Below are 25,240 nucleotides of genomic sequence, written 5' to 3'. Positions count from 1 at the left end.
GACGGGCTAGTCAGGGAGTGGCGAAAGGCACTACAGTGCCCGGACCCGCGCTTATCTTGTCCGCCATGACCTCCTCCCGCACCTCCCTGTTGCTGCTCCTGGCCGTCGCCACCCTGGCCCTGCTCGGCATCACCGGCTACCGCCCCTATGACCGGGCCACCTGGCTGCTGGAGGTGCTGCCGGTACTGATCGCCCTGCCCCTGCTGGCCCTGACCTGGCGCCGCTATCCCCTGACCACCCTGCTGTATGTCTGCATCTTCATCCACGGGGTGATCCTCATGGTGGGCGGCATGTACACCTATGCCAGGGTGCCCGTGGGCTTCCAGGTGGCCGAATGGCTGCACCTGCAGCGTAATCCCTACGACAAGCTGGGCCATCTCTTCCAGGGCTTCGCCCCGGCCCTGATCGCCCGGGAAATACTGCTGCGGGGCGCCTATGTGCGGGGACGCAAGATGCTGTTCTTCCTCGTCACCTGCGTCGTGCTGGCCATCAGCGCCACCTATGAACTGCTGGAATGGTGGACCGCCCTGGCCTTCGGCCAGGGGGCGGACGACTTCCTCGGCACCCAGGGCGACCCCTGGGACACCCAGTCGGACATGTTCTGCGCCCTGCTCGGCGCCCTCCTGGCCCAGGCGGGACTGGCCCGCTGGCAGGATCGGCAGATCGCCGCCCTGCCCCGTCCGAGATCCTGAGGGGCGAAAAAAAAAGCGCGGATCGCTCCGCGCTTTTTCATTTGGGGACCGAGCCGCCTCAGTGCACCCGCTTGCGCTTGGTGTACTCCTGCACCAGGGCCAGCAGCTCGTCTTCCTGGTAGGGCTTGCCCAGGTAGTGGTTCACCCCGATCTCAAAGGCGTAGTTGCGGTGCTTGTCCGCCGTGCGGGAGGTGATCATGATGATGGGCAGGTGCTTCAGGCGCTCGTCCGCCCGCACGTTGCGGGTGAAGTCGAAGCCGTCCATGCGCGGCATCTCGATGTCCACCAGCAGCACGTCGGGCATGGTGTCGATCAGCTGCTCCAGGCCATCCACGCCGTCCTTGGCCGTCAGCACGTGGTAACCCTCGCGGGACAGCAGGCGGCTGGTGATCTTGCGCACGGTGAGGGAGTCGTCCACCACCATCACCGTCGGCAGGGTCTGGGCCGGCGTTTCTTCCACCGGCACCGACTCCAGGGGCGCCGCCGGGGTGTGCACCGCCACGCTGGCTTCGCTGCGGGCCGCCAGGGCCACCGGGTTGAGGATCAGCAGCACCTGGCCGTCGCCGAGCACGGTGGCGCCGGCAATGCCGATCACCCGGGCCAGCTGGGGGCCGACGTTCTTGACCACGATTTCCTGGTTGCCGAACAGCTCGTCCACCTGGATCGCCGCCCGCTGGGTGCCGGAGCGCAACAGCAGCACCCAGGACAGGCGCCGGGCTTCGGGCAGGGCCTGGGGTTCGCCCAGCAGGTGGGGCAGGAAGTGGTAGGGATAGCGGTTGCCCAGCCATTCCACCTGACCGGTCTCGCGGATGCCGGCCAGGACCTGTTCCTTCACTTCCTGGACCTGGGCGATCATGACCGAGGGAATGGCGTAGCGGCGATTGCCGACGCGCACGATGAGGGCCTGGGTGACAGCCAGGGTCAGGGGCAGGTAGATGCGGAAGGTGAGGCCCTTGCCGGCCACCGACTGCATTTCCAGGCGGCCGCCCAGGTTGGTCACTTCGGTGCGCACCACGTCCATGCCGACGCCGCGGCCGGCGATCTGGGAGACCTCGCCGGCGGTGGAAAAGCCGGGGGCGAAAATCAGGTCGGCCAGGCGGGCGTCGTCTGCCTCCTCGCCGGCAGCCAGCAGCCCCTGGCTCTCGGCCTTGGCGCGGATGCGCTGCAGGTCCAGGCCGGCGCCGTCGTCGGCCATGGTGATGATGATTTCGTTGCCTTCCTGGGCCACCTTCAGTTCGATCTCGCCGATCTCTTCCTTGCCGGCGGCGAGGCGGCCTTCCCGGCTTTCCAGGCCGTGGGCGACGGAGTTGCGCAGCATGTGCTCCAGGGGGGCGACCATCTTGTCCAGCACGCCCCGGTCCAGTTCCACCTGGCCGCCGACGATTTCCAGATTGGCCCGCTTGCCCACTTCCTTCGCCGTCTGCCGCACGATGCGGTGCAGGCGCTCGGTCTGGCTGCTGAAGGGCACCATGCGCACGCTCATCAGGGACTGCTGCAGTTCCCGGTTGAGGCGGGCCTGGGCGATGATGGCGGCGTTGGCTTCGTCCAGGTTCTTCAGCAGGTTCTGCTGCACCGTGGCCACGTCGTTCACCGACTCAGCCATCATCCGGGTCAGTTCCTGGAAGCGGGTGAAGCGGTCGAACTCCAGGGGGTCGAAGCCGGCATGGGCCACTTCGGCCTCGGCGGTGCGGGCCTGGATCTGGGTCTCGGCCTGGATTTCCACCTCCCGCAGCTGGCGCCGCAGGCGGATCACGTTTTCCGTCAGGTCGAGCAGGGAATCCTTGAGGCTGCGCATTTCCCCTTCGATGCGGGCCCGGGCGATGGACAGCTCACCGGCCTCGTTCACCAGCCGGTCCATCAGGTCGGAGCGCACCCGCAGGGTGGCGCGGGAGGCGGCGGCCGCATCGACTTCCGGCTCGGCCGCTGCAACCTGCACCGTGGCCGGGGCCTCGGCTGCGGGCCGCTCCGGCTGGGCCACCGCGGCAGGCATCTCGGCGGAAGCAGGCGCTGCCTGGGTTTCCGGCATGGCCGGTGCGAGATCGGCTTCCGCCGTCTCCGGCAGGGCCAGCAGTTCCACCGGCAGGGGCGTATCCAGGGTGTCGCCGGAAGCCAGGCGCTCGACGATCTGGGCGATGGCGTCGAAGGCGATCTGGATTTCCTCGATCAGGGCCGCTTCCGCCGCTCCGGCCTTGTGGGCCTGCTCGACCCGGGTTTCCAGGGTGTGGGTCAGCTCCCCCAGGTTCATGGCGCCGGCCATGCGGGCCGAACCCTTGAGGGTGTGCAGCAGCCGGGCCAGGGCCCGGGCCACGTCGGCATCGTGGGGATCGTCGTGCCACAGGCGCAGCTGCTCGGTGATGCTCTGGGTCAGCTCCTGGGCTTCTTCGAGGAAGATGGGCAGCAGCTGCTCGTCCAGGTCATCCTTGAGCTGCACCGGCGCCGGCGGGGCGGCGGGGGCTGCAGCCGGAGCGCCGGCGCTGACCACGGCCGGCACTTCGTTGCCGTCGCCGTTGTCGTTGAGGGCCGCGGGGAACAGGGTGTCCAGGGCATCCGCCAGGTGGGAGGCGGGCTCCGGCGGCTGCTGGGCGGCAACGCTGGCCACCATTTCCTCCAGGGAGGAGATGGCCAGGCGGATGATTTCCAGGGCTTCCAGGCTGGCCGGATGGGCCGACTGGTCGCGCCGCAGCAAGGCGTGTTCCAGGGCCCGGCCAAGGCGGTTGATGGCGTCCAGGCCGATGGTGCCGGCGATGCTGCCCAGGGTGTGGGCGGCCCGGGTGAAGGGCTCGGCCGTGGGCATTTCCGGGTCGGTCTCGAGCAGGCCGAACTGGCGCTGCAGGGCTTCCAGGTGGCCCTGGGCCTCTTCCATGAAAATCTGGTAGAGGGTGGAGGAGACCTTCAGGGTCGGCCGCGGCGGCGGTGGCGCTTCTTCGGCCTCCAGCTCGGGCAGGATGTCCTGGGCGGCGGGCGCCGGGGGCGTCAGCTCGATCTCCTGGGCCATATCCGGCACAGTCTCGGACGGAGCCTCGACTTCGCCGTCGAAGGCGATGTCGAGGGCAGGCTCGCTCTCCAGCGACAGCGGCGATGACTCGGGGGCTGCTGCGACAGCGGGCTCGGCCGGCAGTTCCGTCAGGGCGATGGGTTCGTCGGCGGCGGCGACTTCCGGCAGCGGCTCCACCGCGGCAGGCATCTCCAGCTCACCCAGGTCGTCCAGGGGCGGCAGTTCCAGGGTTTCCAGATCGCCGGAGAGCTCGTGTTCTTCGTCCAGCTCCGGCGCAGCGGCTTCCAGCCCGGCTTCCGGCCGAGCTTCTGCCATGGCTGGCGCCGCCTCCGGGGCGGCCGGCGCGGGGGCCGCATCCCCCAGGTCGAAATCAAAATCCAGGGCGGCGGGCGTCACTTCCTCCAGGGCCGGCAATTCTTCCAGGGCCAGATCCACGTCGGCCGTCGCGGCGACGGGAGCTTCCTCCAGTTCCGGCAGGGTCAGTTCCTCGATCTCCGGCTCCGCCTCGAGCGCTGTCGCCGCGTCGGTTTCCTGCACGGCAGGCACCTCGGCCTCCGCCATGAAGTCGCGCATGTCGCTGGCGATCACCGGCATCACTTCCATGGCCGGGGGGGTCAGGTCCACCGAGGCCCCATCCAGGTCCACCTCCAGGCCCAGGTCGGCGAAGGGGGTGCTCTCCTCCAGGGACAGTTCGGGCAGGGCAGAGGCCGGTGCCGCCTCGGCCACCGGTGCCGGCGGGGTTTCGGCCCCGCGCATGGTGTCGGCCTTGGTCACCAGGGCCGCGGAATCGGGGGCGCCACCTTCCCGGGTTTCCAGGTAGCGGACCCAGGCGGAGAAGAGGACATGGGCCTCTTCGATGAGGGCGAACAGTTCCGGGCTGACGTCATATTCCTGGCGCAGCCACAGGTTGAGTACCTGCTCGATGGCCCAGGCGGTCTCGCCCAGGTCCTTGAGGCCGACCATGCGGCCGCTGCCCTTGAGGGTGTGGAAACTGCGGCGGATGGTGGTGAGGAAATCGACGTTGTGGGGCTGCTCCCGCAGCAGGCCGATGTGGCTGCCGATGGTGCCGAGCACTTCCTGGGCCTCTTCCAGGAAGATGGAGAGCAGCTCCGCGTCCAGCTCCTCTTCCGAGGCCTGGGTCAGCTTGATGGTTTCGGCGGACGGCGCCGGGGCGGCAGCCACCTGGGGCTTGATCTCGGCCAGGGCCGCATCCAGGGCAGGGGCGGCGGCATCCAGGTGGGGCGCGGCCTCCAGGGCCGACAGGGCTGCCTTGGCCTGCTGTCCCAGGGCCTTGTCGGCCACCAGGTCTGCATCCTTCTGCAGGGACTCCAGGTTCTGCTTCAGTTCCTGGCGCAGGTTGGCGTCGGCGGGCTGTTCCTTCAGCGCCTCCATCAGGGCCTGGGTTTCCTTCTTCTGCTTTTCCAGTTCCTGTTCCACCGACGGGGCGGCGGCTTCCACCACCTCTTCGACCTCTTCCTCCTCCCGGTTGCCCTGGGGTCCCAGGCCGCGGGAGAAGGCGGAGAAGTCGGCGCTGCCCTTGGCCAGTTCCCGGGGCAGGGCTTCGACGAAGAAGCCGAGGGCGGAAAGCTGGCTGGCTACGGCCTCGAAATCGGCCTCCACCGGCTCGTAGTCGGGGGCGGAGAAGCGGGCGATGCGGGCGCTGCAATCGGCCAGGGTGGCCACGGCCGCGTCCTGGCCGAGGATGGTGAGGGCGCCGGTGACCTGCTTCAGGGGCATGTCCAGGCCGGCCAGATCGCCGCGGCGGGAAACGTCGCGGAAGAAGGCGTCCAGCACCTGTTCGATCTGCACCAGGTTGGTCTGAATTTCCTTGGCCACCTGGCTGTTGAGCAGGCGCTCCTGGGCCCGGCGGGACATTTCGTCCAGCCCCGGCACCTCGGCCCCGGTCTCGGCCGGCTGGCCGCTGACACAGGCGTGCAGGCGGGCCACCATGACGTCCACCTGGTGGGCGAAATCCTGGCCCAGGTGCTCGAAATTCTCCTGGGCATTGGCCGCCAGCAGAATGCCGGTGGCCAGTTCCATGCCCATCACCTCGCTATGGCGGGCGGGCTTTTCCACCAGCCAGTTGGCGGTGCCCAGCAGGGCTTTGCAGAGGCGGTGGAAGTCGTGCTGGCCCAGCTGCTCCGCGCCTTGGGCCAGATGGCCCACCTGTTCGCGGAAGGTCGGCAGGGCGGAGCCGGTGCCGGCGCAGAACTTGCCCCAGGCCTCCTCGGCGGCGGCGATGTGCTCGCGCAGGCGGCGCAGCACCAGTTCCTGGGCCGGCGTGGCGTGGATCACCCCGTCGCCGTCCACGGCGGGCAGCAGGTCGCCCAGGGCGAAGGACTGCTTGAGGCCGCTCACCACGCCATCCTGGCTGTCGGCCACGGCGACGTGATAGAGGGCGTCGCGCATCAGACGCTCGGCAAAATTGCGGGAACCCTCGATGAGCCGGCGGATCTGCAGGTCGATGCGGGCGCACAGCTGCTTGATGTCGTTCTCGCCGGTGACGGCGCCTTCGGCCAGGGCGGTGATGAAGCCCTGGGCCACCCACCAGAAGGAGCGGGCGGCGGGCAGATCCTGGGTGGCCTCGATGGCGGTGATGGCATCGCGCATCAGGGCCAGGCCGGCGCGGTCGCCGCGCAGCCAGGCCAGCAGGCCCCGCTGGAAGCGGCTGCGCTCGGCCCGCAGGCGCTTGTTCAGCTCGGCCGACGGCAGGGCGGCAGCCTGGCGCCGGGGCGGACGCACCGCCAGGTCGGGGAAGAAGAGGTCGGTGGGATTGACCCGCTCCAGACCCCGGGCCTGCTGCACGGACTGGTACAGGTCCCACAGGCGCAGGGGCTGGTTGGGCTCACCGTTGAGCAGGTCGTCCAGGTAGTGGCGGATGGCCTGCAGGGAACGCCGCACCAGATCGACGGCGGCATCGTCGGCCGGGCGCTTGCCCGACTCCAGGTCGGCCAGGAAAGCTTCCAGGGCTTCGGTGAACTGGGTCACCCCGTCCAGGCCGACAATGGCCAGGGCACCATGGACCTGGTGCAGGTGGGTGCGGCCGAACTTGATCTGGGACAGGTCGCTCCGATCCCCGCCCAGATACTGCTGCAGGGACTGGTCGGCCCGCTCCAGGGCGGCGTCGATCTCGCCCTTCACCCAGGTGAGGGGCCCGACGTCGAATTCGGTGACTGCGCTCATGGGGACCTTGTTTTCTGATTAGCGGAACAACGCTTACGCGACCTTGAAGCCGGCCACCGATCCCTTCAGTTCGGTTGCCAGACCGGCCAGTTCGCCCACGGCCTCGGCCGTCTGCTTGGTACCGGCGGTGGTCTGTTCGGTCACGTTGAGGATGTCCTTCATGGTCTCGGCCACGCCGGCGGCGGACTGGGCCTGCTGCTGGGTGGCGCTGGAGATGTTCTCGATCAGGCTGGCCAGGTTCTGGGACACGGAACCGATCTCGGCCAGGGCCTGACCGGCGGCGTCGGACAGCTTGGCCCCTTCCACCACGCCCTGGGTCGATTCTTCCATGGCGGAAACCGCATCCTGGGTATCGGTCTGAATGGTCTTCACAATGGCCGCAATCTGCTTCGTGGCTTCGGCGGAACGTTCGGCCAGGCGCTGCACTTCTTCTGCCACCACCGTGAAGCCGCGGCCGGCCTCGCCGGCGGAGGCGGCCTGAATGGCGGCGTTCAGGGCCAGCACGTTGGTCTGTTCGGTAATGTCGGAAATCAGTTCCACGATTTCGCCGATCTCCTGGGAGCTTTCGCCCAGGCGCTTGATCCGCTTTGCCGTTTCCTGGATCTGTTCGCGAATTTCGTTCATGCCCTTGATGGAATCCTGCACGGCCTGGGCGCCCTTCTCGGCGGCGGACAGGGACTGGCGGGCCACCTGGGCCGACTGGGTGGCCTCGGAGGACACCTGGTTCATGGAACTGGCCATGGTCAGGACGGAGCGGCCGGCTTCCTCAATTTCCTTGGACTGGCGCTCGGCAGCGGCCAGCAGTTCCTCGGAGGTCTTGCGGGCCATTTCGGTGGCCAGGGTCACCCGGTTGGCGGCGTCGTTGATGCGGCCCACCAGCACCCGCAGTTCTTCAATGGTGTAGTTGATGGAGTCGGCGATGGCGCCGGTGATGTCCTCGGACACGGTGGCGGTGACGGTCAGGTCGCCGTCGGCCAGGTCGCCCAGTTCGTTCATCAGGCGCCGGATGGCGTCCTGGTTCTGGCGGTTCAGCTGCTCGGATTCCAGGCGCAGGCGCTCGGCTTCCTCGGCACGGCGGCGGGAGTCTTCCAGGTAGATCTTGGCCATCAGCACCAGGGCACCCAGAGCCACCAGCACCATCACCACCAGGATGACGATGTACAGGGCCCGCTCGGCCAGTTCGGCCTGGTAGGCGTCGGCCAGCTTGTCGGTGGCTGCCAGCAGTTCGTCCGAATCCTTGAAGATGGCGGAACCGGACTGCTTGGCCAGCACCAGGCGCTGCATGTTGCCGAGAATGCCGGACACGGCGTCCTGGTATTCCTTGAAGGCGCCTTCCAGCTCGCCCAGCTTGGTGCGGGTGTCGCCGTCGGAGGCGGCCTTGAGGGTTTCGTTACCCTTGATCAGGCCGTTCAGCAGGTCGCGGAAGGAGTTGGTGTCCTTGCCCAGGAGGAAGGCCACTTCCGGGTCGATGGCGTCGCCCACCAGCAGGGCGGAGGCGTTCTTGGCGATACGCTGGGTCAGCATCACCATCTGGTTGGCCGCGGCGATTTCCCGGGCACCGCCGCCGGATTGCAGCTTGAGGGCGGCGACCTGTTCGGACAGCTCCAGCAGCTGGGGATTCTTGCTGGCGATGATGGCCACGTCCTTACCCAGGTTCACCAGGTTCTTTTCCATTTCCAGCAGGCGGGTGGCGTTCTTGTCGGTCTTTTCCCACTCGCTCATCAGGGCCTGCAACTGGGGCTGCACGCCATCGGGGGAGGGAGGTACCGCCACTTCGGTGATTTCGCCACCCTGGGAGAGGCGTTCCAGCAGGCGGGCAAAGGATTCGCGGGAGGTCTTCAGGTGTTCGAAGGCCACCGGCGTGCCTTGCAGGGCCTGGGCCGCATCCTTGGCCAGGCGCTGGGAGAGCATGCGCATTTCACCGGCCGCCGCCACATAGACGGTGCCGTAGGTGGATTCCCGGTTGTCGTGATAAACCAGGCCGGCGATGAACAGCATCACCACCAGCAGCACCGAACCGAGAATCTGCAACTGCTTGACGACCGGATACTGGCCAAGGAAGTCGGTCAGGGCCGCAGCCGGCTCCTTCGGCTTCTTTTCCTTGGCCGGTTTGGCCACCGGAACTTCCATTACCCGGGTGGGGGCGGCGAGGGTTTCCTCGCCCACAGGTGCGGCGGACTTTTTCTGACCCTTGCCGAAAGAAAAGGCGGGTAGCTTAAGTTTGAACGCCATGGTGTTCTCCAGTTCTCAGTGCTTTTGCAACCTAGTGTTGCGGAGCGGTTCGTTTATTGTTGGTTGGGAAAATCCGTGATCAGGCGCCGATCTGCATGAAATCGGGGTCGGCCAGGAGTTCCTTCAGGTTCAGCTTGTGCCAGGTCCGTCCGTCGCCATCCGTGTAGCACTCGCGGCCCCAGACAGGGAGGGAGGCATCCGGCTCGGCAGGCGTCAGGGTTTCCAGGTTCTTCAGCCCCAGGGAACGATTCACCAGCAGGGCGGCGTTGGAGCCGTAGCGGGTGCCCACCAGCAACAGGCGGACGTTGGCGTTGTAGGGGGTGGGATCGCCGCCAAGGAAGGCGGAAAGGTCGGCCACCGAATAGAGGCTGCCGCGGATGTTGGCGATACCGGCGAACCAGGGCTTGGTCAGGGGCACGGGAGCCAGATGGGGGGAGGGAATGATTTCCCCCGAATCGGACAGGTTGAGCAGCCACAGGCGGCTCCCCGCCTGGACCCCGAGCAGGCCGGCCGCGGCCTGCCCGCGGGCGGCGCTGGACAGGCGTGCCGCCAGGTGTTCCTGGAACTGCCGCAGGCTGATTTTTCTGGCCATGCCGCCCCAGCCTCCTAGAGTGCGGCGATCTTGGCGAGCAGCTCTTCGGCGTTGACCGGTTTCACCAGGTAGTCCTGGGCACCCTGGCGCAGCCCCCAGATCTTGTCCGTTTCCTGGCCCTTGGAGGTGCAGACGATGACCGGAATGTCCTTGGTGTCGTCGTCCCGGGTCAGGGTACGGGTGGCCTGGTAGCCGTTGAGGCCGGGCATCACCACATCCATCAGCACCAGGTCGGGCTTTTCGGCCTTGGCCTTGGCGATGCCGTCCTCACCGTTTTCGGCGGTAACCACCTGGTAACCGTTCTTGGTGAGGATTTCGACCATGAAGTGACGTTCGGTGGGGGAATCGTCCACCACGAGGATTTTCTTGACGGGCATAGGGACTCTCTCGGCTAACGCTTATTGAACCTGCTGGGGCCCGTAGGTGGCCACAGCCTGCAGCAAACTGTCTTTGGTAAAGGGCTTGGTGAGGTACTGGTCGGAACCGACCATACGCCCCCGGGCCCGGTCGAAAAGGCCGTCCTTGGAGGACAGCATGATCACCGGGGTGTTGCGGAAACGGGCGTTTTTCTTGATCAGGGCGCAGGTCTGGTAACCGTCCAGACGGGGCATCATGATGTCGCAGAAGACTATGTCTGGTTGGTGGTCGGCGATCTTGGCCAGGGCATCGAACCCGTCCTCGGCCAGCACCACCTGGCATCCTGCCTGCACCAGGAAGATTTCAGCGCTGCGACGGATGGTATTGCTATCGTCAATCACCATCACTTTCACGCCGCGCTGGGCAGTGGCATCCGGCAAATCAACCTCCCAAGATCTCTCGATTACCCCGGAACCAGCCGGGGCTTCTGGATTTTATGCAGCAATACTAAACCTTCGCCCGGGATTTTCCTAGATTTCCACCATTTCGAAGTCTTCCTTGCGCGCATCGCACTCGGGACAGACCCAGTTCATGGGAATGTCTTGCCAGCGGGTACCGGGGGCGATGCCCTCTTCCGGCAGTCCGGCGGCCTCGTCGTAGATGAAACCGCAAATCTGGCACATCCAGGTCCGGTAAGGACCTCCTGGTGGGGTGGATTCAGGCTGGGTCATATCAAAGCTCGGAAGGGGGTTTTAGGCTAGAATCGGGGCCCTTGATCTTACCCAAAGCGCTGCGCCGCCGAAAGGCAGAAAGCGTGCTGCAATGCCACAAAACCCCTCCCCCCAGCTGTCGCCCCCCATTGTCCTCACCTTTGCCGCCTCCGACCCCACCGGCGGCGCCGGCGTCCAGGCGGACATCCTGACCCTGGCCAGCATGGGCTGCCACCCCCTCTCGGTGATCACCGCCATCACCGTCCAGGACACCGCCGGGGTGGATGCGGTCCTGCCCATGGAGCCGGACTGGGTCGAGGACCAGGCCCGCTCCCTGCTGGAGGACATGCCGGTGGCCGCCTTCAAGATCGGTCTCATCGGCAGCGTGGAGAACGTGGCGGCCATCGCCGAGATCGTCTCCGACTATCCCCACATTCCCCTGATCCTGGACCCGGTGCTGGCCTCCGGCCGGGGCGACGAGCTGGCGACGGAGGACCTCATCGCCGCCATGAAGGAACTGCTGCTGCCCCAGACCACCATCCTCACCCCCAACAGCCTGGAGGCCCGCCGCCTGGCCGAGGAGGACGAGGAGGAGCCGGAACTGGAGGAGTGCGCCCGCCGCCTGGTCAGCTACGGCTGTGAATACGTGCTGCTCACGGGCACCCACGAAAACACCGGCCAGGTCATCAACACCCTCTACAACGAGCACGGCATGGTGCGGGCCGACCGCTGGGAGCGGCTGCCCGGCAGCTACCACGGCTCCGGCTGCACCCTGGCCTCCGCCATCGCCGCCAACCTGGCCAACGGCCTGGAACTGGGCGACGCGGTGCGGGACGCCCAGGAGTACACCTGGCAGGCCCTGGCCGCCGGCTTCCGCCCCGGCATGGGCCAGTACATCCCGGACCGCTTCTTCTGGGCCCGGGCGCCGGAAGAGGGCAGAGAGGGCGATGCTTAAGCGCCCCCGCCCCGGCCTTTACGCCGTCACCCCCGACGGCCTGGAGACGCCGCGTCTGCTGATGCTGGCCGAGGCAGCCCTGGCTGCCGGCATTCCCCTGCTGCAGTACCGGGACAAGAGCGGCGACGACGCCCGCCGCCGGGAACAGGCCACCGCCCTGCTGGCCCTGTGCCGCCGCCACGGCACACGCCTCATCATCAACGACGATGCAGCCCTGGCCCGGGAAGTGGATGCCGACGGCGTCCATCTCGGCGGCGAGGACGGGGACCTGGCCGCCGCCCGCGCCCTGTTGGGCCCCGACAAGCTCATCGGCGCCTCCTGCTACGCCGATTTCGCCCGGGCCCAGGCCGCCGCGGCCGGTGCCAATTACGTCGCCTTCGGCGCCATGTACGCTTCCCCGACCAAGCCCCAGGCACCCCGGGCGCCTTTCAACCTGGTCACCCGGGCCCGCCAGGAGCTGCCTGGCGTACAGGTCGCCGCCATCGGCGGCATCACCCTGGACAACGCCGCCCCGGTCATCGCCGCCGGCGCCCAGTTCGTCGCCGTCATCACCGATTTGTTCGAGGCCCCGGACGTGACCGCCCGGGCCGCCGCCTATCAACGTCTTTTTGCAGAAAGTGCTGCCCATGAGCTCTCGTAACCAGCAACTCTTCGATGCCGCCCAACGCCACATTCCCGGCGGCGTGAATTCCCCCGTGCGGGCCTTCCGCTCCGTCGGCGGCGCCCCCCGCTTCTTCACCCGCGGCGAAGGCCCCCGGGTGTGGGATGCGGAAGGCAAGAGCTACCTGGATTACGTCGGTTCCTGGGGCCCCCTGATCCTGGGCCACGCCCACGCCCCCACGGTCAAGGCCGTGCAGGAGGCCGCCGCCCTGGGCCTGTCCTTCGGCGCCCCCACCGAGGCCGAGATCGAGATCGCCGACCTGCTCTGCGACATCCTGCCCTCCCTGGACATGGTGCGCCTGGTCTCCTCCGGCACCGAAGCCACCATGAGCGCCATCCGCCTGGCCCGGGGCCATACCGGCCGGGACCTGCTGGTGAAGTTCGAGGGCTGCTACCACGGCCATTCCGACAGCCTGCTGGTGAAGGCCGGTTCCGGCCTGCTGACCTTCGGCAATCCCTCCTCCGGCGGCGTCCCCGCCGACGTGGCCAAGCACACCCTGGTGCTCGAATACAACAATGCCGAACAACTGGCCGAAGCCTTTGCCAAGCAGGGCAGCGAAATCGCCGCCGTCATCGTCGAGCCGGTGGCCGGCAACATGAACCTGATCGCGCCCAAGCCCGAGTTCATGCAGGCCATGCGCGAGCTGTGCAGCAAGCACGGCGCCGTGCTCATCTTCGACGAGGTCATGACCGGCTTCCGCGTCGGCCCCCAGTGCGCCCAGGGCCTCTTCGGCATCACCCCGGACCTCACCACCCTGGGCAAGGTCATCGGCGGCGGCATGCCGGTGGCGGCCTTCGGCGGCAAGCGGGAGATCATGGAAAAGATCGCCCCCCTGGGCCCGGTGTATCAGGCCGGCACCCTCTCCGGCAACCCGGTGGCCGTGGCCGCCGGCCTGGTGACCCTCAAGGCCACCCGTGCCCCCGGCTTCTACGATAGCCTGGCCGCCCGTACCAAGCAGCTCACCGACGGTCTCACCGCCGCCGCCAAGAAGCACGGCGTCACCTTCTGCGCCCAGAGCGTGGGCGGCATGTTCGGCCTGTACTTCAGCGCCACCCCGCCCACCTCCTTCGCCGAGGTGATGCAATGCGACAAGGAGGCCTTCAACCGCTTCTTCCACGCCATGCTGGAGGCCGGCCACTACCTGGCGCCTTCCGCCTTTGAAGCCGGCTTCGTCTCCGCCGCCCACACGGAAGCCGACATCGCCGCCACCATCGCCGCAGCCGAGGCCATTTTCGCCAAGGGCGTCTGAGCCTCTCGCCGGAGCGACTGCCGGACGTAAAAAAGCCCGCTCAAACGAGCGGGCTTTTTCTTTGGCGGATGCCGGCGCTTACAGAATCGCCGTGCCTTCGTGTTCGCCCCGTTCGTACACCACGTTGGCCCGGCCCACCAGCAGGGGGTCCAGGGGGCCGATGCGCTCCACGTCCTTATTCTTGTAGGGCAGCTTGTGCAGGATGTAGCGCATGGCGTTGAGCCGCGCCCGCTTCTTGCAGTCGGACTTGACCACGGTCCACGGGGAATCGGCCGTGTCGGTGTAGAAGAACATGGCCTCCTTGGCCTTGGTGTAGTCCTCCCATTTGTCCAGGGAGGCCAGGTCGATGGGGGAGAGCTTCCACTGCTTCAGGGGATGGGTTTCCCGCTCCTTGAAACGGCGGCGCTGTTCGGCCCGGCTGACGGAGAACCAGAACTTGATCAGGTGGATGCCGCTGCGGGCCAGGTTGCGCTCGAACTCGGGACACTGGCGCATGAACTCGGCGTACTCGTCCTGGTCGCAGAAGCCCATGACCCGTTCCACCCCGGCCCGGTTGTACCAGGAGCGGTCGAACATGACGATCTCGCCGGCGGTGGGCAGGTGCTGGATGTAGCGCTGGAAATACCACTGGCCCCGTTCCACTTCCGAGGGCTTTTCCAGGGCTACCACCCGGGCGCCCCGGGGATTCAGGTGCTCGGTGAAACGCTTGATGGCGCCCCCCTTGCCGGCCGCATCCCGGCCTTCGAAGAGGATCACCACCCGCTGCCCGGTTTCCTTGACCCAGGCCTGGAGCTTCAGCAGTTCCACCTGCAGGCGGTACTTCTGCTTCTCGTAGTTCTTGCGGGTCATCAGATTCTTGTAGGGATAGCCGCCGGTGCGCCACTCGTCGGAGAGCTGGTCGTCCGGGCTCACCGGCAGCTTGTCCGCCGGCACCTCATCCTTGAACAGGGTGTCCCGCAGCATCTTCACGTCGTCGGGGGAAGCGCCGGCGACAATGGCTTCCAGGGTCTTGGCCACGGACTTGAGGTCGGTGCCCTGGGTACGACTGAGGATGTCGCGCATGGCGACGACCTTGGAATTCTGGGCGGCGGCCACGGCCTGGCCGACTTCGAAACTCTCTACGCCGGCAGGGCTGTGGGCCGGGGCCACGTCGCCGCTCTTCACCGGGCGGGCGCGGCTGGGGCGGGGCTTGGCCACCACCTTGGTGGCGGCCTTGGGGGCGGTGTTGCCGAGGGCGGCGGACTTGCGGGTTGCGGGCTTGCTGACCTTTGTCACCATGTATTTATTCTCCGGGTCATGGGCTGGAATCGGGGCGCCGGGCCAACCTCCTTGGCCCGGCGGGCGAAGGAACATTGTGCGCCTATTTCAGCCCGGCCGGTGTGACCCATTAGGCATGGCAACCGTGCCATGCCGCAGTCGGCCGTCAGCGGCCGTCGTGATGGTGGGGGTGGTCGCCCAGGTGATGGGTCAGGCCGGCAGCATGATGCTCGTGGCCGAAGGGCACCGGAGTCGGCTGGCCCACCACGCGGGGCAGCAGGGAACCGGCCACCATGGCCACGCCGGCGACAAGGAAGCCCAGCACCTGGGGCGGCCAGGTGGCGTCTTCCGACCCCAGCACTTCCATGAGGATCCAGGTGAAGAAGCCGGAGAAGATGGCGAACAGGGCGCCCTGGGTGTTGGCCCTCTTCCAGTAGAGGCCGGCGAAAAGGGGAATGAAGGCGGTGACCAGGGTGATCTTGTAGGCGTTCTCCACCATGTGGAAGATGCTCTCGTTGGAATTGAGGGCGAACAGCAGCACAGTGCCGGCGAAGCAGACGATCACCGTGCGCATGGCCAGGAGGAAGGTGCGGTCCGGCATGCGCGGGAAGCCGCCGCGCAGGATGTTCTCGGAGAAGGCCACGGAGGGCGCCAGCAGGGTCGCCGAGGAGCAGCTCATGATGGCCGAGAGCAGGGCGCCGAAGAACACCACCTGGGCGAACACCGGCGTGTGCTGCAGGATCAGGGTGGGCAGCACCAGCTGGGAATCCTGTTCCAGCAGGTCGCCGAACATGGCCGGGTCGATCAGGGTGGCGGCGTAGGCCAGGAACATGGGCACGAAGGCGAAGGCGAAGTAGAGGCTGCCGCCCAGCACCGAGCCGCGGATGGCGGTCTTCTCGTTCCTGGCCGAGGTGATGCGCTGGAACACGTCCTGCTGCGGAATGGAGCCCAGCATCATGGTCATCCAGGCGCCGATGAAGGGCACCCACACCTCGAGCCCACCCTTGGGGAAAAAGTCCAGCTTGCCCGCCGCCGCCGCGTGGCCGACCACGGCGCCGACGCCGCCGGTGAGGCCGGAGATGACGTAGCCGATGTAGAGCATGCCGCCCATGATCACGGTGATCTGCACGAAGTCCAGGATGGCCACGGAGAACATGCCGCCGAAGGTGGTGTAGGTCAGCACGATGAGGGCACCCAGGATCATGCCCGCCTCCTGGGACACGGCGCCGCCGGTGACGACGAAGAAGACCAGACCCAGGGCCTTGATCTGGGCCGAGACCCAACCCAGGTAGGAGACCACGACGCAAAGAGTGGTGAGCACCTCGACGGTGCGGTTGTAGCGCAGCCGGTAGTAGTCGCCGATGGTCAGCAGGTTCATCCGGTACAGCTTGCTGGCGAAGAAGAGGCCGGCCAGGATGAGGCAGAGGGAGGCGCCGAAGGGGTCGGCGACGACGCCGCCCAGGCCTTCCTTGACGAAGGTGGCGGAGACCCCGAGCACGGCCTCGGCACCGAACCAGGTGGCGAAGACCGTGGCGGTGACCACCGGCAGGGGCAGGCTGCGGCCGGCGACGGCGAAATCCTTGGCGCTATGGACCCGGGTGGCAGCGAACAGGCCGATGCCGATGGAGACCAGGAGATAGAGGATGACGAAGGCCAGGAGCGTGGTCATGTCAGAAACCCGGGCAGGAAGTCAGAAAAAGGGGATTGGAAAAAACGGGCAAGAGTATAGCCGGATTCCCCTTTAAAAGACTGACGAAAAGCAGCCAAATCAAGCGATTGGCACCATTCCGGCGATAACTGTATCGGAACGGGGGAACAGCCATAGCCCTGCTCTGGGCCGAACCATAACCCAGGACTTCTTGGTCACCCGCTACCTTGGCGCTGACGCCGCTAGCGGAGCGGATCAGGCACAGCCACGGGACAAGGCCACCAGCCTCATCCCGGCTGGCACTCGCTGACCAGGGACAAACTGGTTTAGCCGGCGAGCAGGATGCGGTAGTTCACTCCTTCGCGAACTTGCCGCCCCAACTGCAGCGACACCCCCAGTTCACACCGGTACGTACCGCTGGCCAGGGAAAATTCTAGCTGGGTAGCTGCTGGCGGGAGCGCCAGGGGAATTACGCCGCAGGCCGTCACCACAAGGATCGTGGCGACCAGGCTCCACAACGATTTTCGGCTCATTCGTACCGCCTCCCGGATTGCAGGAAGTCCTTTCATTGTAGGTCGCCCCCATGGACCGGCCGATCCATCCGCTCCAGCAGGCAGGCACCTGTAGCGGCAGCGAGACAATACCATCGGAATATCCCTATACTCGCGGGACAGCTTGGCGGCCTCCAAACGGCGGCCGGAACGAGGAAAGGACGCATCATGTGGTTACTGGGAGTAGTCATCGGCCTGATCATCGGCAGCCCCCTGGGCAGCTTCGGCAGCCTGGCCGGCGCCCTCGCGGGCGGCCTCATCGGCCACTGGCTGGGACGCCAGGGAAACAAGCGGGAGCCGGCAGTCGGCCCGGACTTCCGGCAGCGCCTGCAGCTGCTGGAAAACCAGGTCCAAGCCTTGCGCCGGGAGGTGGAGGTGCTCAAGGGCACCGCGACCGCCTCTACCGCCGTAGCTGAGAGCAGTTGGGAAACACCTGCCCCGACCTCCCCCGTCCCCCAAGCGGTGCAAGCTCCGCCCGTGGCAATGCCGCCCCAACCAGCCCCCCTCGCCGACAGCCCGCCTCCAGCAGCCCGCCCCGTAACGGGCCAGCCCTTTACCCTGGAGCCACCGGACTGGGCCCGGCGGCTGTGGGCCATCAATCCCCTGGCCAAGATCGGCATCGTCCTGCTCTTCTTCGGCATCGCCTCGGGCCTGCGCCTGGCAGTGGATTACGGCCTGTTGCCAGTGCCCCTGCGTCTCCTTATCGCAGCCGCCAGCGGCATCGCCATGATCGCCTTCGGCTGGAACCGAGCCGGGGAGGAAAAACATCGCACCTTCGGCCAGGCCCTCCAGGGTGGCGGCTTCGCCCTGCTCTATCTGGTCGCCTATTTCATGCTGCAGCGCTACACCATGATCGGCCAAGGACCGGCCTTCGCGCTCTTCGCCCTGCTGGGCATCGCCTGCGTCTTCCTGGCGGCGCGCCAGGATGCCCCAGTCCTGGCCGTACTTGGCCTTTCCGGCGCCTTCCTGGCCCCGATACTGGCCGGCGGTCAGGCCGACAGCCCCCTGCCCCTGTTCGCCTATTTCACCCTGCTCAATGTCTTCATCCTGGCAGTGGACTGGTTCCGGGCCTGGCGGGTGCTCAATATCGCCGGCTTCTTCTTCACCCTGGCGGTGGGCATGGCCTGGGCCATGGGCGGCTACCAGCCCCGGCACTACCTGCTAACCCAGGCTTTCCTCGTCCTCTTCCTCTCCGTCTATTCGGCCATGCCGGTGGCCACTGCCCTGCTGCGGGCGCCCGGCCTGGCTGCCTGGCGCGATGGCATCCTGCTTTTCGGCACCCCCTTGGCCGGCACTTTCCTGCAGGCCCGGCTGATGGAGGGCGAGCGCTACGGCCTGGCCTGGAGCACCCTCATCGCCGCTCTTTGGTATTTTGGCCTGTGGGCCCTGCTTTTCCGACGTCGGGAACCGGCCAACCTGCTGGTGGAGCGCAGTCATCTGGGCATCGCCGTGGTCTTCCTCACCATCGCCATCCCCCTGGCCTTCGACGCCCAGGTGACCTCCGCCTTCTGGGCGGCGGAAGGGGCGGCGGTGCTGTGGTTCGGGGTGCGGCAGGAACGCAAGTTGGCCCAGGTCAGCGGCTTCCTCATGCAACTGGCGGCCGGCCTGTCCCTGCTGCTGGGCTGGGCAGCGCTCGGCCACCGCCTGCCGGTGGCGAACGACGCGATGCTCGGTGCCTTCATCCTGGTCCTGGCCGGCCTCTTTTCCGCCCGCCAGCTGCGCTCCCGGGCCTCCTCGGCGGCGCTACTGCCTTTCTTGCCCTGGGCCTGGGCCATGCTGTGGTGGCTGGGCCCAGGCCTGGACGAAATCTACCGTTTTGCCCCTGACAGCCTGCATGCTCCCTACGCCCTACTCTTCATTACCGCCACGGTGCTCCTCCAGGAAGGCCTGATCAGCCTCTGGCGCTGGCCCCAACTGCGGCCCGCCGCCGTGCTGCTACTGGTTGGGTTGGTGGTGGCGACGCTGGCAGGCATCGGCCGCCACGGCCATCCCCTGGCCGGCTTCATGGCTTTGGTGCTGCCCCTGGCCCTGGCTGTCCATTACGTACTCCTGGCCCGCCACGAGCGCCAGGGCGAGACAGGCCTGGCCGCCATCCGCCATCTGGGCGCCTGGTGGCTGCTGCTCTTCGCCCTGGCCTGGGAATTGGCCTGGCAGGCCCGGCACCTGATGCCGGCACCGACCCTGTGGTCCTTTGTCGCCGTGGTCTTGGTACTCGCCGCCGGGCTGGCCCTGCCGGTCCTGGGACAGCAGCGACAGCGCTGGCCATTCACGGCGGCAGGGGCCGGCTACATCCCCTACGGCGTGCTGCCGCCCCTGTTCGGCCTGCTCCTGCTGCTGCCCTGGGGCAATCTGCGCCTGAGTGGCCTTGATGGCCTCGGCTGGCCCTACCTGCCCCTGCTCAATATTTTCGACGCGGGGCAACTCGCCGCCCTGGGCGCCCTCGTGCTTCTAGGCCGCCAGCTCGCTGCCGCCGTCGCCCCCCTGCTGCGGGTTCTCACGGCCCTGCTGGCCTTTCTCTGGCTCTCGGCCCTGGCTGCACGTATTGCCCATCACTGGGGCGGGATTCCTTTCAATTTCCCGACGCTGATGCATGCCACCCTCTTCCAGGCCCTGCTCACCCTGTTCTGGAGCACCACCGCCATTGCCACTATGATCCACGCTTCCCGCCGGGAACTGCGCCACCGCTGGTTCGGCGGCATGCTCCTGCTGGGCCTAGTGGGAGCCAAGCTGCTGCTGTTCGACACCATGGGCAGGGGCACCCTTACCTGGACTGCCACCCTCATCGGCGTCGCCCTGCTGGTACTGGCTGCCGGCTACTTCGCGCCCCTGCCGCCGAAGGCAGCGGCAGACGGCCCTCTGGAGTCGGACACCCTGCCTGGAATTACCTAGCCGGCCATCTGCCCGGCAGTTCGAAGCGGATGCCCTGAGCCGGGGACAGCTGGTTACCGTAGTTGATGGCCAGGGCCTGGCTCATTTCCGCTTCGTCCGGCAGCAGCAGGGTGAATACGCCCTGGGCGCCGTGGTTGCGGCACACCTCATCCACCACACCTTCTGGATGACGATGGCGGTGAGGGGCGCCTTGGGCGACGGCTTCCACACCACCGTATCGCCGCAGACGGCAGTGATGAAGGCATTCCAGGCCCACACCGGAGCGGGAAAGTTGAAGGCAGTGATCACCACTATCGGGCCCGAGGTTGCCAGCGCTCCAACAGGTGATGGCGGGGCCGCTCCAAGGGCAGGCTGAGGCCGTGGAACTAACGGAAGAGACCGACGACGTAGTCGGCGATGTCGATCATTTCCCGGATTTCCACTTCCGCCTCACTGCAGATTTTGCCCACCTCGATGGCCAGCAGGGTGGCCAGGTCAGCCTTCCTTTCCCGCAGGGCGGTGGCCAGGTCCCGGATCACCAAGCCCCGACGGGACGCCGGCACTTGGCGCCAGTGCAGGAAGCGTCGACCGGGTTGAGTTCGCTGAGGCCAAGGCGGTGGCCACCGGCAGGGGCAGGCTGCGGCCGGCGACGGCGAAATCCTTGGCGCTATGGACCCGGGTGGCAGCGAACAGGCCGATGCCGATGGAGACCAGGAGATAGAGGATGACGAAGGCCAGGAGCGTGGTCATGGTGGCGGAAATCCCGGGACGATGACGAGGCGGAAAAATTGAAAAACGCGCAAGTATAGCCGCATTTCCGCCCCGCGCCGGCAGGATTTAGGGCAAGCAAATCAGTGCCTTGGCGCACCATTTTGGATCGCCGCCGATCAAGAGCCGGGAAAGGCCGCCCCCAGTGCCCCGCAGCCGGGCCGGGAAGCCCGTCCGGCGGGCCTCTCAGGCCCCATGCCGGCGGGGGAAGACGGCACCGATGAGCCGGGCCAGCAGGGCTGCCGTACGCCCGCCCGCATCCCGGTCCGGGTTGAACTCCATCACCTCCAGGGCCAGCAGGGCCGGGTCCCCGGCCAGGCCGGCCAAGGCCGGCATCAGTTCGGTCTGGGACAGGCCCGCCGGTTCCGGGCTGCCCACCCCCGGCGCTTCCCGGGGATCGAAGACGTCCAGGTCCAGGCTGACGCCGTAGCCGCCGGGCGCCTGTCGCACCCGGGCCAGGGCTTCGCCGAAGACCGCCGGCAGGCCCCGCTGCCGCACCTCGTCAATGGTGAACACGCGCACCCCGAGGCGGTCGAGGAATTCCCGCTCCTCCGGCTCGTAGCTGCGCACCCCGATGAGGGCCACATGCCCGGGCAGCAGCTTGGGCCCGGGGCCGCCCACGGTCACCAGACGCCGGTCGCCCTGGCCCAGCAGGCAGGCCAGGGGCATGCCGTGGAGGGCGCCGGAATGGGTGCTTTCGGGGGTATGGCTGTCCAGATGGGCGTCGAGCCAGAGCAGGCCGACGGGCGCCGGGCTGGCGGCGCGGACGCCGCTCCAGGTGCCGATGGCGCAGGAATGGTCGCCGCCCAGCACCACCGGGGTCTCGCCCCGCTCCCGGGCCTGGCGCACTGCCTCGGCCAGGCGCTGGCAGAGGTCGGCCACCTCGGCCACGCGGCCGCCCAGGGCCTGGCGCGGAAAGAGGGTTTCGCCCCAGCTGAGATCGGGGCGGCGCTGCAGGTCGTCGAAAGCGTGGGCCCGGTGCAGGGCGGTGGGGCCGGCGTGGCAGCCCGGGTCCTGGGCGCCGACGCCGCTGGCGGCACCAATGAGGCGGAGAGTGCGGTGCATGGCGGCGCAGGCGGCGGGCCCGGACTCAGCCCAGGCTGCGGAAGATTTCCAGGGCGAAGATGCCGGCGGCCAGCAGCAGGGCCAGGCGCAGCCAGCGCTCGTGGCGGGCCTGGGTGGCCTGGATGGCGGCCAGGGCCGCCTGGGTGGCGACGCCGGCTTCCGGCGCCCGGGCCTGGGCGGCCAGGGCCTGCTGGGCCAGGCGGGGAATCTGGGGCAGGCTGCGGGCCCAGTAGGGCGCCTCGTTCTTCAGGTTGCGCACGAAACCGCGCCAGCCCATCTGGCTTTCCATCCACTTCTCGAGGAAGGGCTTGGCGGTCTTCCACAGGTCCAGGTCCGGGTCCAGCTGGCGTCCCAGGCCCTCGATGTTGAGCAGGGTCTTCTGCAGCATCACCAGCTGGGGCTGGATTTCCACATTGAAGCGGCGGCTGGTCTGGAACAGGCGCAAGAGCAGCTTGCCGAAGGAGATGTCCTTCAGGGGGCGGTCGAAGATGGGCTCGCAGACGGCGCGGATGGCCGCTTCCAGCTCGTCCACCCGGGTGTCGGCGGGGGCCCAGCCGGATTCGATGTGGGCCTCGGCCACCCGCTTGTAGTCGCGGCGGAAGAAGGCCAGGAAGTTCTGGGCCAGGTAGTTTTTGTCGTTGTCGTTCAGCGTGGCGACGATGCCGAAATCCAGGGCGATGTAGCGGCCGTCGGCATGGACGAAGATGTTGCCCGGGTGCATGTCGGCGTGGAAGAAGCCGTCGCGGAAGACCTGGGTGAAGAAGATCTCCACCCCGGCCCGGGACAGGGCCTTCAAGTCGGTGCCCTGGGCCTGCAGGCGCTGGGTCTGGCTGATGGGGATGCCGTGCATGCGCTCCATGACCATCACCGAGGGGGTGCAGTAGTCCCAATGCACCTCGGGTACCAGCAGCAGGGGGGAATTCTCGAAATTGCGGCGCAGCTGGGAGCAGTTGGCCGCTTCCCGCATCAGGTCCAGCTCGTCGTAGAGGTGCTTGGCGAACTCGGCCACCACCTCCCGGGGCTTCAGGCGCTTGCCGTCGGCCCACAGCTTTTCGGTAAGGCCGGCCAGGGTGTCCATGAGGGCCAGGTCGTGGCCGATGACCGGCTTCATGCCGGGGCGCAGCACCTTCACCGCCACTTCGCGACCATCGTGCAGGCGGGCGAAATGGACCTGGGCGACGGAGGCGGAGGCCACCGGGGTCGGGTCGAACTCGGCGAAGATTTCTGCCAGGGGCTTGCCGTAGGCCGCTTCCACCTGGGCGATAGCCTGCTCCGAGGGGAAGGGCGGCACCTGGTCCTGCAGCTTGGCCAGTTCCTCCGCCAGATCCGGCGGCAGCAGGTCGCGGCGGGTGGACAGCACCTGGCCGAACTTGACGAAGATGGGGCCCAGGGCTTCCAGGGCCAGGCGCAGGCGCTCGGCCTCGGAGCGGCGGTCCAGGTCGCGCCAGAAGAAGAGGGCGCGGGAAAGCCGGGAGAGGCCCCGGGCACGGCCGGTGGGCTCGTGTTCCAGCACCATCTGGTCGAGGCCGTAACGGATGGCGACGGTGGCGATCTTGGCGAGGCGCAGCAGGCGCATGGTCAGTCGGGAAGAGGCGGGGGAGGGAGCCGCCGAGAATACCAGAATCCAGACCGGCCCGCGGCGCCGGGCAGGTATAATCGGCCCTTTCAAGCTTTTGGCACCGCCCGATTTCCCTATGAGTCAAGATATCAAGGCCCACCTGGCCGACCTGCTGCAGACCGCCCTGAAGAGCGTGGCCCCCGATCACGCCGCCACTCCCATCGCCCTGGAGCGCCCGAAACAGGAGTCCCACGGCGACTTCGCCGCCAACGTGGCGATGCAGCTGGCCCGGGAACTGAAAAAGAACCCGCGGGAAATCGCCCAGCAGCTGGTCAATGAGCTGCCGCCCTCCGCCTGGGTGGAAAAGGTGGACATCGCCGGCGCCGGCTTCATCAACTTCACCCTCAAGGCCGCCGCCAAGACCGCCGTGGTCCAGGCCGTGCTGGCCAAGGCCGGGGAATACGGCCGCAGCAATGCCGGCGGCAAGCAGAAGGTGCAGGTGGAATTCGTCTCCGCCAACCCCACCGGCCCCCTCCACGTCGGCCATGGCCGCGGCGCCGCCTATGGCGCCTCCCTCTCCAGCCTGCTGGCCTTCGTCGGCTGGGATGTGACCCGGGAGTACTACGTCAATGACGCCGGCCGGCAGATGGACATCCTCGGCCTCTCCACCTGGCTGCGCTACCTCGGTCTGTACGACATCAATGTCCCCTTCCCGCCCAACGGCTACCAGGGCGACTACGTGCGCGACATGGCCCGCCAGATCAAGGAAGCCCACGGCAACAAGTACCTGCGCCCGGCGGCGGATATCCTGGCCGGCGCTCCCGACGTGGAAGCGGACAAGGAGGGCCACCTGGACGCCCTCATCGCCAACGCCAAGAACCTGCTCGGCCCGGACTGGAGCTACATCCACCAGCACGCCCTGTCCGAGCAGCTGGCGGACGGCAAGGACGACCTGGAAGAGTTCGGCGTGCACTTCGACGTCTGGTTCTCCGAGAAGTCCCTCTTCGATACCGGCCTGGTGGCCAAGTGCGTGGAGAAGCTGGAAGCCGCCGGCCACCTATACGTGCAGAACGGCGCCAAGTGGTTCCGTTCCACCGCCTTCGGCGACGAGAAGGACCGGGTGGTGCAGCGGGAGAACGGCCTGTTCACCTACTTCGCCTCCGACATCGCCTACCACCTGAACAAGTTCGACCGGGGCTTCGACAAGGTCATCAACATCTGGGGCGCCGACCACCACGGCTACATCCCCCGGGTGAAGGGCGCCCTCCAGGCCCTGGATCAGGACGAAGCCAAGCTGCACGTGGCCCTGGTGCAGTTCGCCGTGCTCTACCGCAACGGCGAGAAGGCCGCCATGTCCACCCGCTCCGGCGAGTTCGTCACCCTGCGCCAGCTGCGCGGCGAAGTGGGCAACGACGCCTGCCGCTTCTTCTACGTGCTGCGCAAGTCCGACCAGCACCTGGACTTCGACCTGGACCTGGCCAAGAGCCAGACCAACGAAAACCCGGTCTATTACATCCAGTACGCCCACGCCCGGGTCTGTTCCGTGGTCAAGCAGTGGGGCGATGCCGGCGGCAACGAGGCCGAACTGGCCGGTGCCGACCTCTCCCTGCTGACCCACCCGCGGGAACTGGCCGTGGCTGCCCGCCTGGCCGCCTTCCCCGAAGTCGTCGCCAATGCCGCCGCAGACCTGGCGCCGCACCAGGTGGCCTTCTACCTGAAGGACCTGGCCGCCGACTTCCACAGTTATTACAATGCCGAACGCATGCTGGTGGACGACGCCGCCCTGGCCCGTTCCCGCGTCGCCCTGGCCGCCGCCGTGCGCCAGGTGATCCGTAACGGCATGGCCCTGCTGGGTGTTTCCTGCCCGGCCTCCATGTAAGCCAACCCCGCCCCCATACG

At 67.4% G+C, this 25,240-nt stretch carries 19 protein-coding genes and 1 pseudogene; 6 read left to right on the top strand and 14 right to left on the bottom strand.

Annotated elements, in window-relative coordinates:
- The first annotated feature begins 65 nt into the window (after positions 1-65).
- The gene (locus OEL49_RS11070; RefSeq protein WP_287874701.1) at positions 66-692 is read left to right on the top strand and encodes a DUF2238 domain-containing protein; all 627 of its coding nucleotides are present in this window, start codon (positions 66-68) and stop codon (positions 690-692) included.
- Between the two features lie 58 nt (positions 693-750).
- Here the strand turns inward: OEL49_RS11070 and OEL49_RS11065 are convergent, their stop codons facing one another.
- The 6 genes from OEL49_RS11065 to OEL49_RS11040 form a co-directional block, all read right to left on the bottom strand.
- The gene (locus OEL49_RS11065; protein ID WP_287874672.1) at positions 751-6,870 is read right to left on the bottom strand and encodes an Hpt domain-containing protein; all 6,120 of its coding nucleotides are present in this window, start codon (positions 6,868-6,870) and stop codon (positions 751-753) included.
- Positions 6,871-6,903: 33 nt separating this feature from the next.
- Complete coding sequence (locus tag OEL49_RS11060) at positions 6,904-9,102, bottom strand: methyl-accepting chemotaxis protein (RefSeq protein WP_287874671.1); 2,199 nt, start codon at positions 9,100-9,102, stop codon at positions 6,904-6,906.
- Between the two features lie 79 nt (positions 9,103-9,181).
- Complete coding sequence (locus OEL49_RS11055; protein WP_014235769.1) at positions 9,182-9,694, bottom strand: chemotaxis protein CheW; 513 nt, start codon at positions 9,692-9,694, stop codon at positions 9,182-9,184.
- Between the two features lie 14 nt (positions 9,695-9,708).
- The gene (locus OEL49_RS11050) at positions 9,709-10,071 is read right to left on the bottom strand and encodes a response regulator transcription factor (protein ID WP_014235770.1); all 363 of its coding nucleotides are present in this window, start codon (positions 10,069-10,071) and stop codon (positions 9,709-9,711) included.
- A gap of 21 nt (positions 10,072-10,092) precedes the next feature.
- Positions 10,093-10,455 carry a response regulator gene (locus OEL49_RS11045; protein WP_172974747.1) on the bottom strand — a complete coding sequence of 121 codons (363 nt, stop codon included), beginning with the start codon at positions 10,453-10,455 and terminating at the stop codon, positions 10,093-10,095.
- Between the two features lie 126 nt (positions 10,456-10,581).
- Complete coding sequence (locus tag OEL49_RS11040) at positions 10,582-10,734, bottom strand: rubredoxin (protein WP_043797679.1); 153 nt, start codon at positions 10,732-10,734, stop codon at positions 10,582-10,584.
- Positions 10,735-10,873: 139 nt separating this feature from the next.
- Between OEL49_RS11040 and thiD the strand changes: the two genes are divergently transcribed.
- The 3 genes from thiD to hemL are packed head-to-tail and all read left to right on the top strand — an operon-like array spanning position 10,874 to position 13,626.
- Entirely contained in the window at positions 10,874-11,716 is an 843-nt protein-coding gene (gene thiD, locus OEL49_RS11035) for a bifunctional hydroxymethylpyrimidine kinase/phosphomethylpyrimidine kinase (protein ID WP_014235773.1), read from the top strand.
- A complete protein-coding gene (gene thiE / locus OEL49_RS11030; RefSeq protein WP_014235774.1) occupies positions 11,709-12,356 on the top strand; it encodes a thiamine phosphate synthase in 648 nt (215 codons plus the stop codon). The genes thiD and thiE overlap by 8 nt, the downstream gene beginning before the upstream one ends.
- Positions 12,343-13,626, top strand: coding sequence for a glutamate-1-semialdehyde 2,1-aminomutase (gene hemL / locus OEL49_RS11025; protein ID WP_014235775.1), 1,284 nt, complete (start codon positions 12,343-12,345; stop codon positions 13,624-13,626). Before thiE ends, hemL begins: the two co-directional genes overlap by 14 nt.
- A 78-nt stretch (positions 13,627-13,704) precedes the next feature.
- On the opposite strand, the gene ppk2 is transcribed toward hemL, so the two are convergent.
- From ppk2 to OEL49_RS11010, 3 genes are all read right to left on the bottom strand, one after another.
- The gene (gene ppk2 / locus OEL49_RS11020; protein ID WP_014235776.1) at positions 13,705-14,904 is read right to left on the bottom strand and encodes a polyphosphate kinase 2; all 1,200 of its coding nucleotides are present in this window, start codon (positions 14,902-14,904) and stop codon (positions 13,705-13,707) included.
- 145 nt (positions 14,905-15,049) lie between these two features.
- On the bottom strand, positions 15,050-16,552 hold the full coding sequence (locus tag OEL49_RS11015) for a sodium:solute symporter family protein (protein ID WP_014235777.1): 1,503 nt from the start codon (positions 16,550-16,552) through the stop codon (positions 15,050-15,052).
- A 305-nt stretch (positions 16,553-16,857) separates the two neighbouring features.
- Entirely contained in the window at positions 16,858-17,064 is a 207-nt protein-coding gene (locus OEL49_RS11010; RefSeq protein ID WP_014235778.1) for a hypothetical protein, read from the bottom strand.
- Positions 17,065-17,250: 186 nt separating this feature from the next.
- Between OEL49_RS11010 and OEL49_RS11005 the strand changes: the two genes are divergently transcribed.
- The gene (locus OEL49_RS11005; RefSeq protein WP_014235779.1) at positions 17,251-19,971 is read left to right on the top strand and encodes a DUF2339 domain-containing protein; all 2,721 of its coding nucleotides are present in this window, start codon (positions 17,251-17,253) and stop codon (positions 19,969-19,971) included.
- On the opposite strand, the gene OEL49_RS11000 is transcribed toward OEL49_RS11005, so the two are convergent.
- The 5 genes and pseudogenes from OEL49_RS11000 to ubiB all read right to left on the bottom strand — a co-directional run bounded on the left by OEL49_RS11000 (position 19,964) and on the right by ubiB (position 23,359).
- Positions 19,964-20,179 carry a hypothetical protein gene (locus OEL49_RS11000; protein WP_235832476.1) on the bottom strand — a complete coding sequence of 72 codons (216 nt, stop codon included), beginning with the start codon at positions 20,177-20,179 and terminating at the stop codon, positions 19,964-19,966. The two genes, OEL49_RS11005 and OEL49_RS11000, sit on opposite strands and share 8 nt — an antisense overlap.
- 5 nt (positions 20,180-20,184) lie before the next feature.
- Positions 20,185-20,229, bottom strand: a pseudogene (locus tag OEL49_RS17415) (hypothetical protein); the annotation flags it as partial.
- 107 nt (positions 20,230-20,336) lie between these two features.
- Positions 20,337-20,528, bottom strand: a complete 192-nt coding sequence (locus OEL49_RS10995) for an aldehyde dehydrogenase family protein (RefSeq protein ID WP_274413064.1) — start codon at positions 20,526-20,528, stop codon at positions 20,337-20,339.
- A gap of 376 nt (positions 20,529-20,904) precedes the next feature.
- Entirely contained in the window at positions 20,905-21,783 is an 879-nt protein-coding gene (locus OEL49_RS10990; protein ID WP_014235781.1) for an arginase, read from the bottom strand.
- Positions 21,784-21,808: 25 nt separating this feature from the next.
- Entirely contained in the window at positions 21,809-23,359 is a 1,551-nt protein-coding gene (gene ubiB / locus OEL49_RS10985) for a ubiquinone biosynthesis regulatory protein kinase UbiB (protein WP_014235782.1), read from the bottom strand.
- 118 nt (positions 23,360-23,477) lie between these two features.
- Between ubiB and argS the strand changes: the two genes are divergently transcribed.
- Entirely contained in the window at positions 23,478-25,220 is a 1,743-nt protein-coding gene (gene argS, locus OEL49_RS10980) for an arginine--tRNA ligase (protein ID WP_287874670.1), read from the top strand.
- The last annotated feature ends 20 nt before the right edge of the window (positions 25,221-25,240 follow it).

The organism is Azospira sp. (genome assembly GCF_030247495.1).
Classification (GTDB): domain Bacteria; phylum Pseudomonadota; class Gammaproteobacteria; order Burkholderiales; family Rhodocyclaceae; genus Azospira; species Azospira oryzae.
The sequence above is the reverse complement of the archived record's forward strand: the minus strand, read 5'-3'. Positions and strand labels throughout refer to the sequence as shown.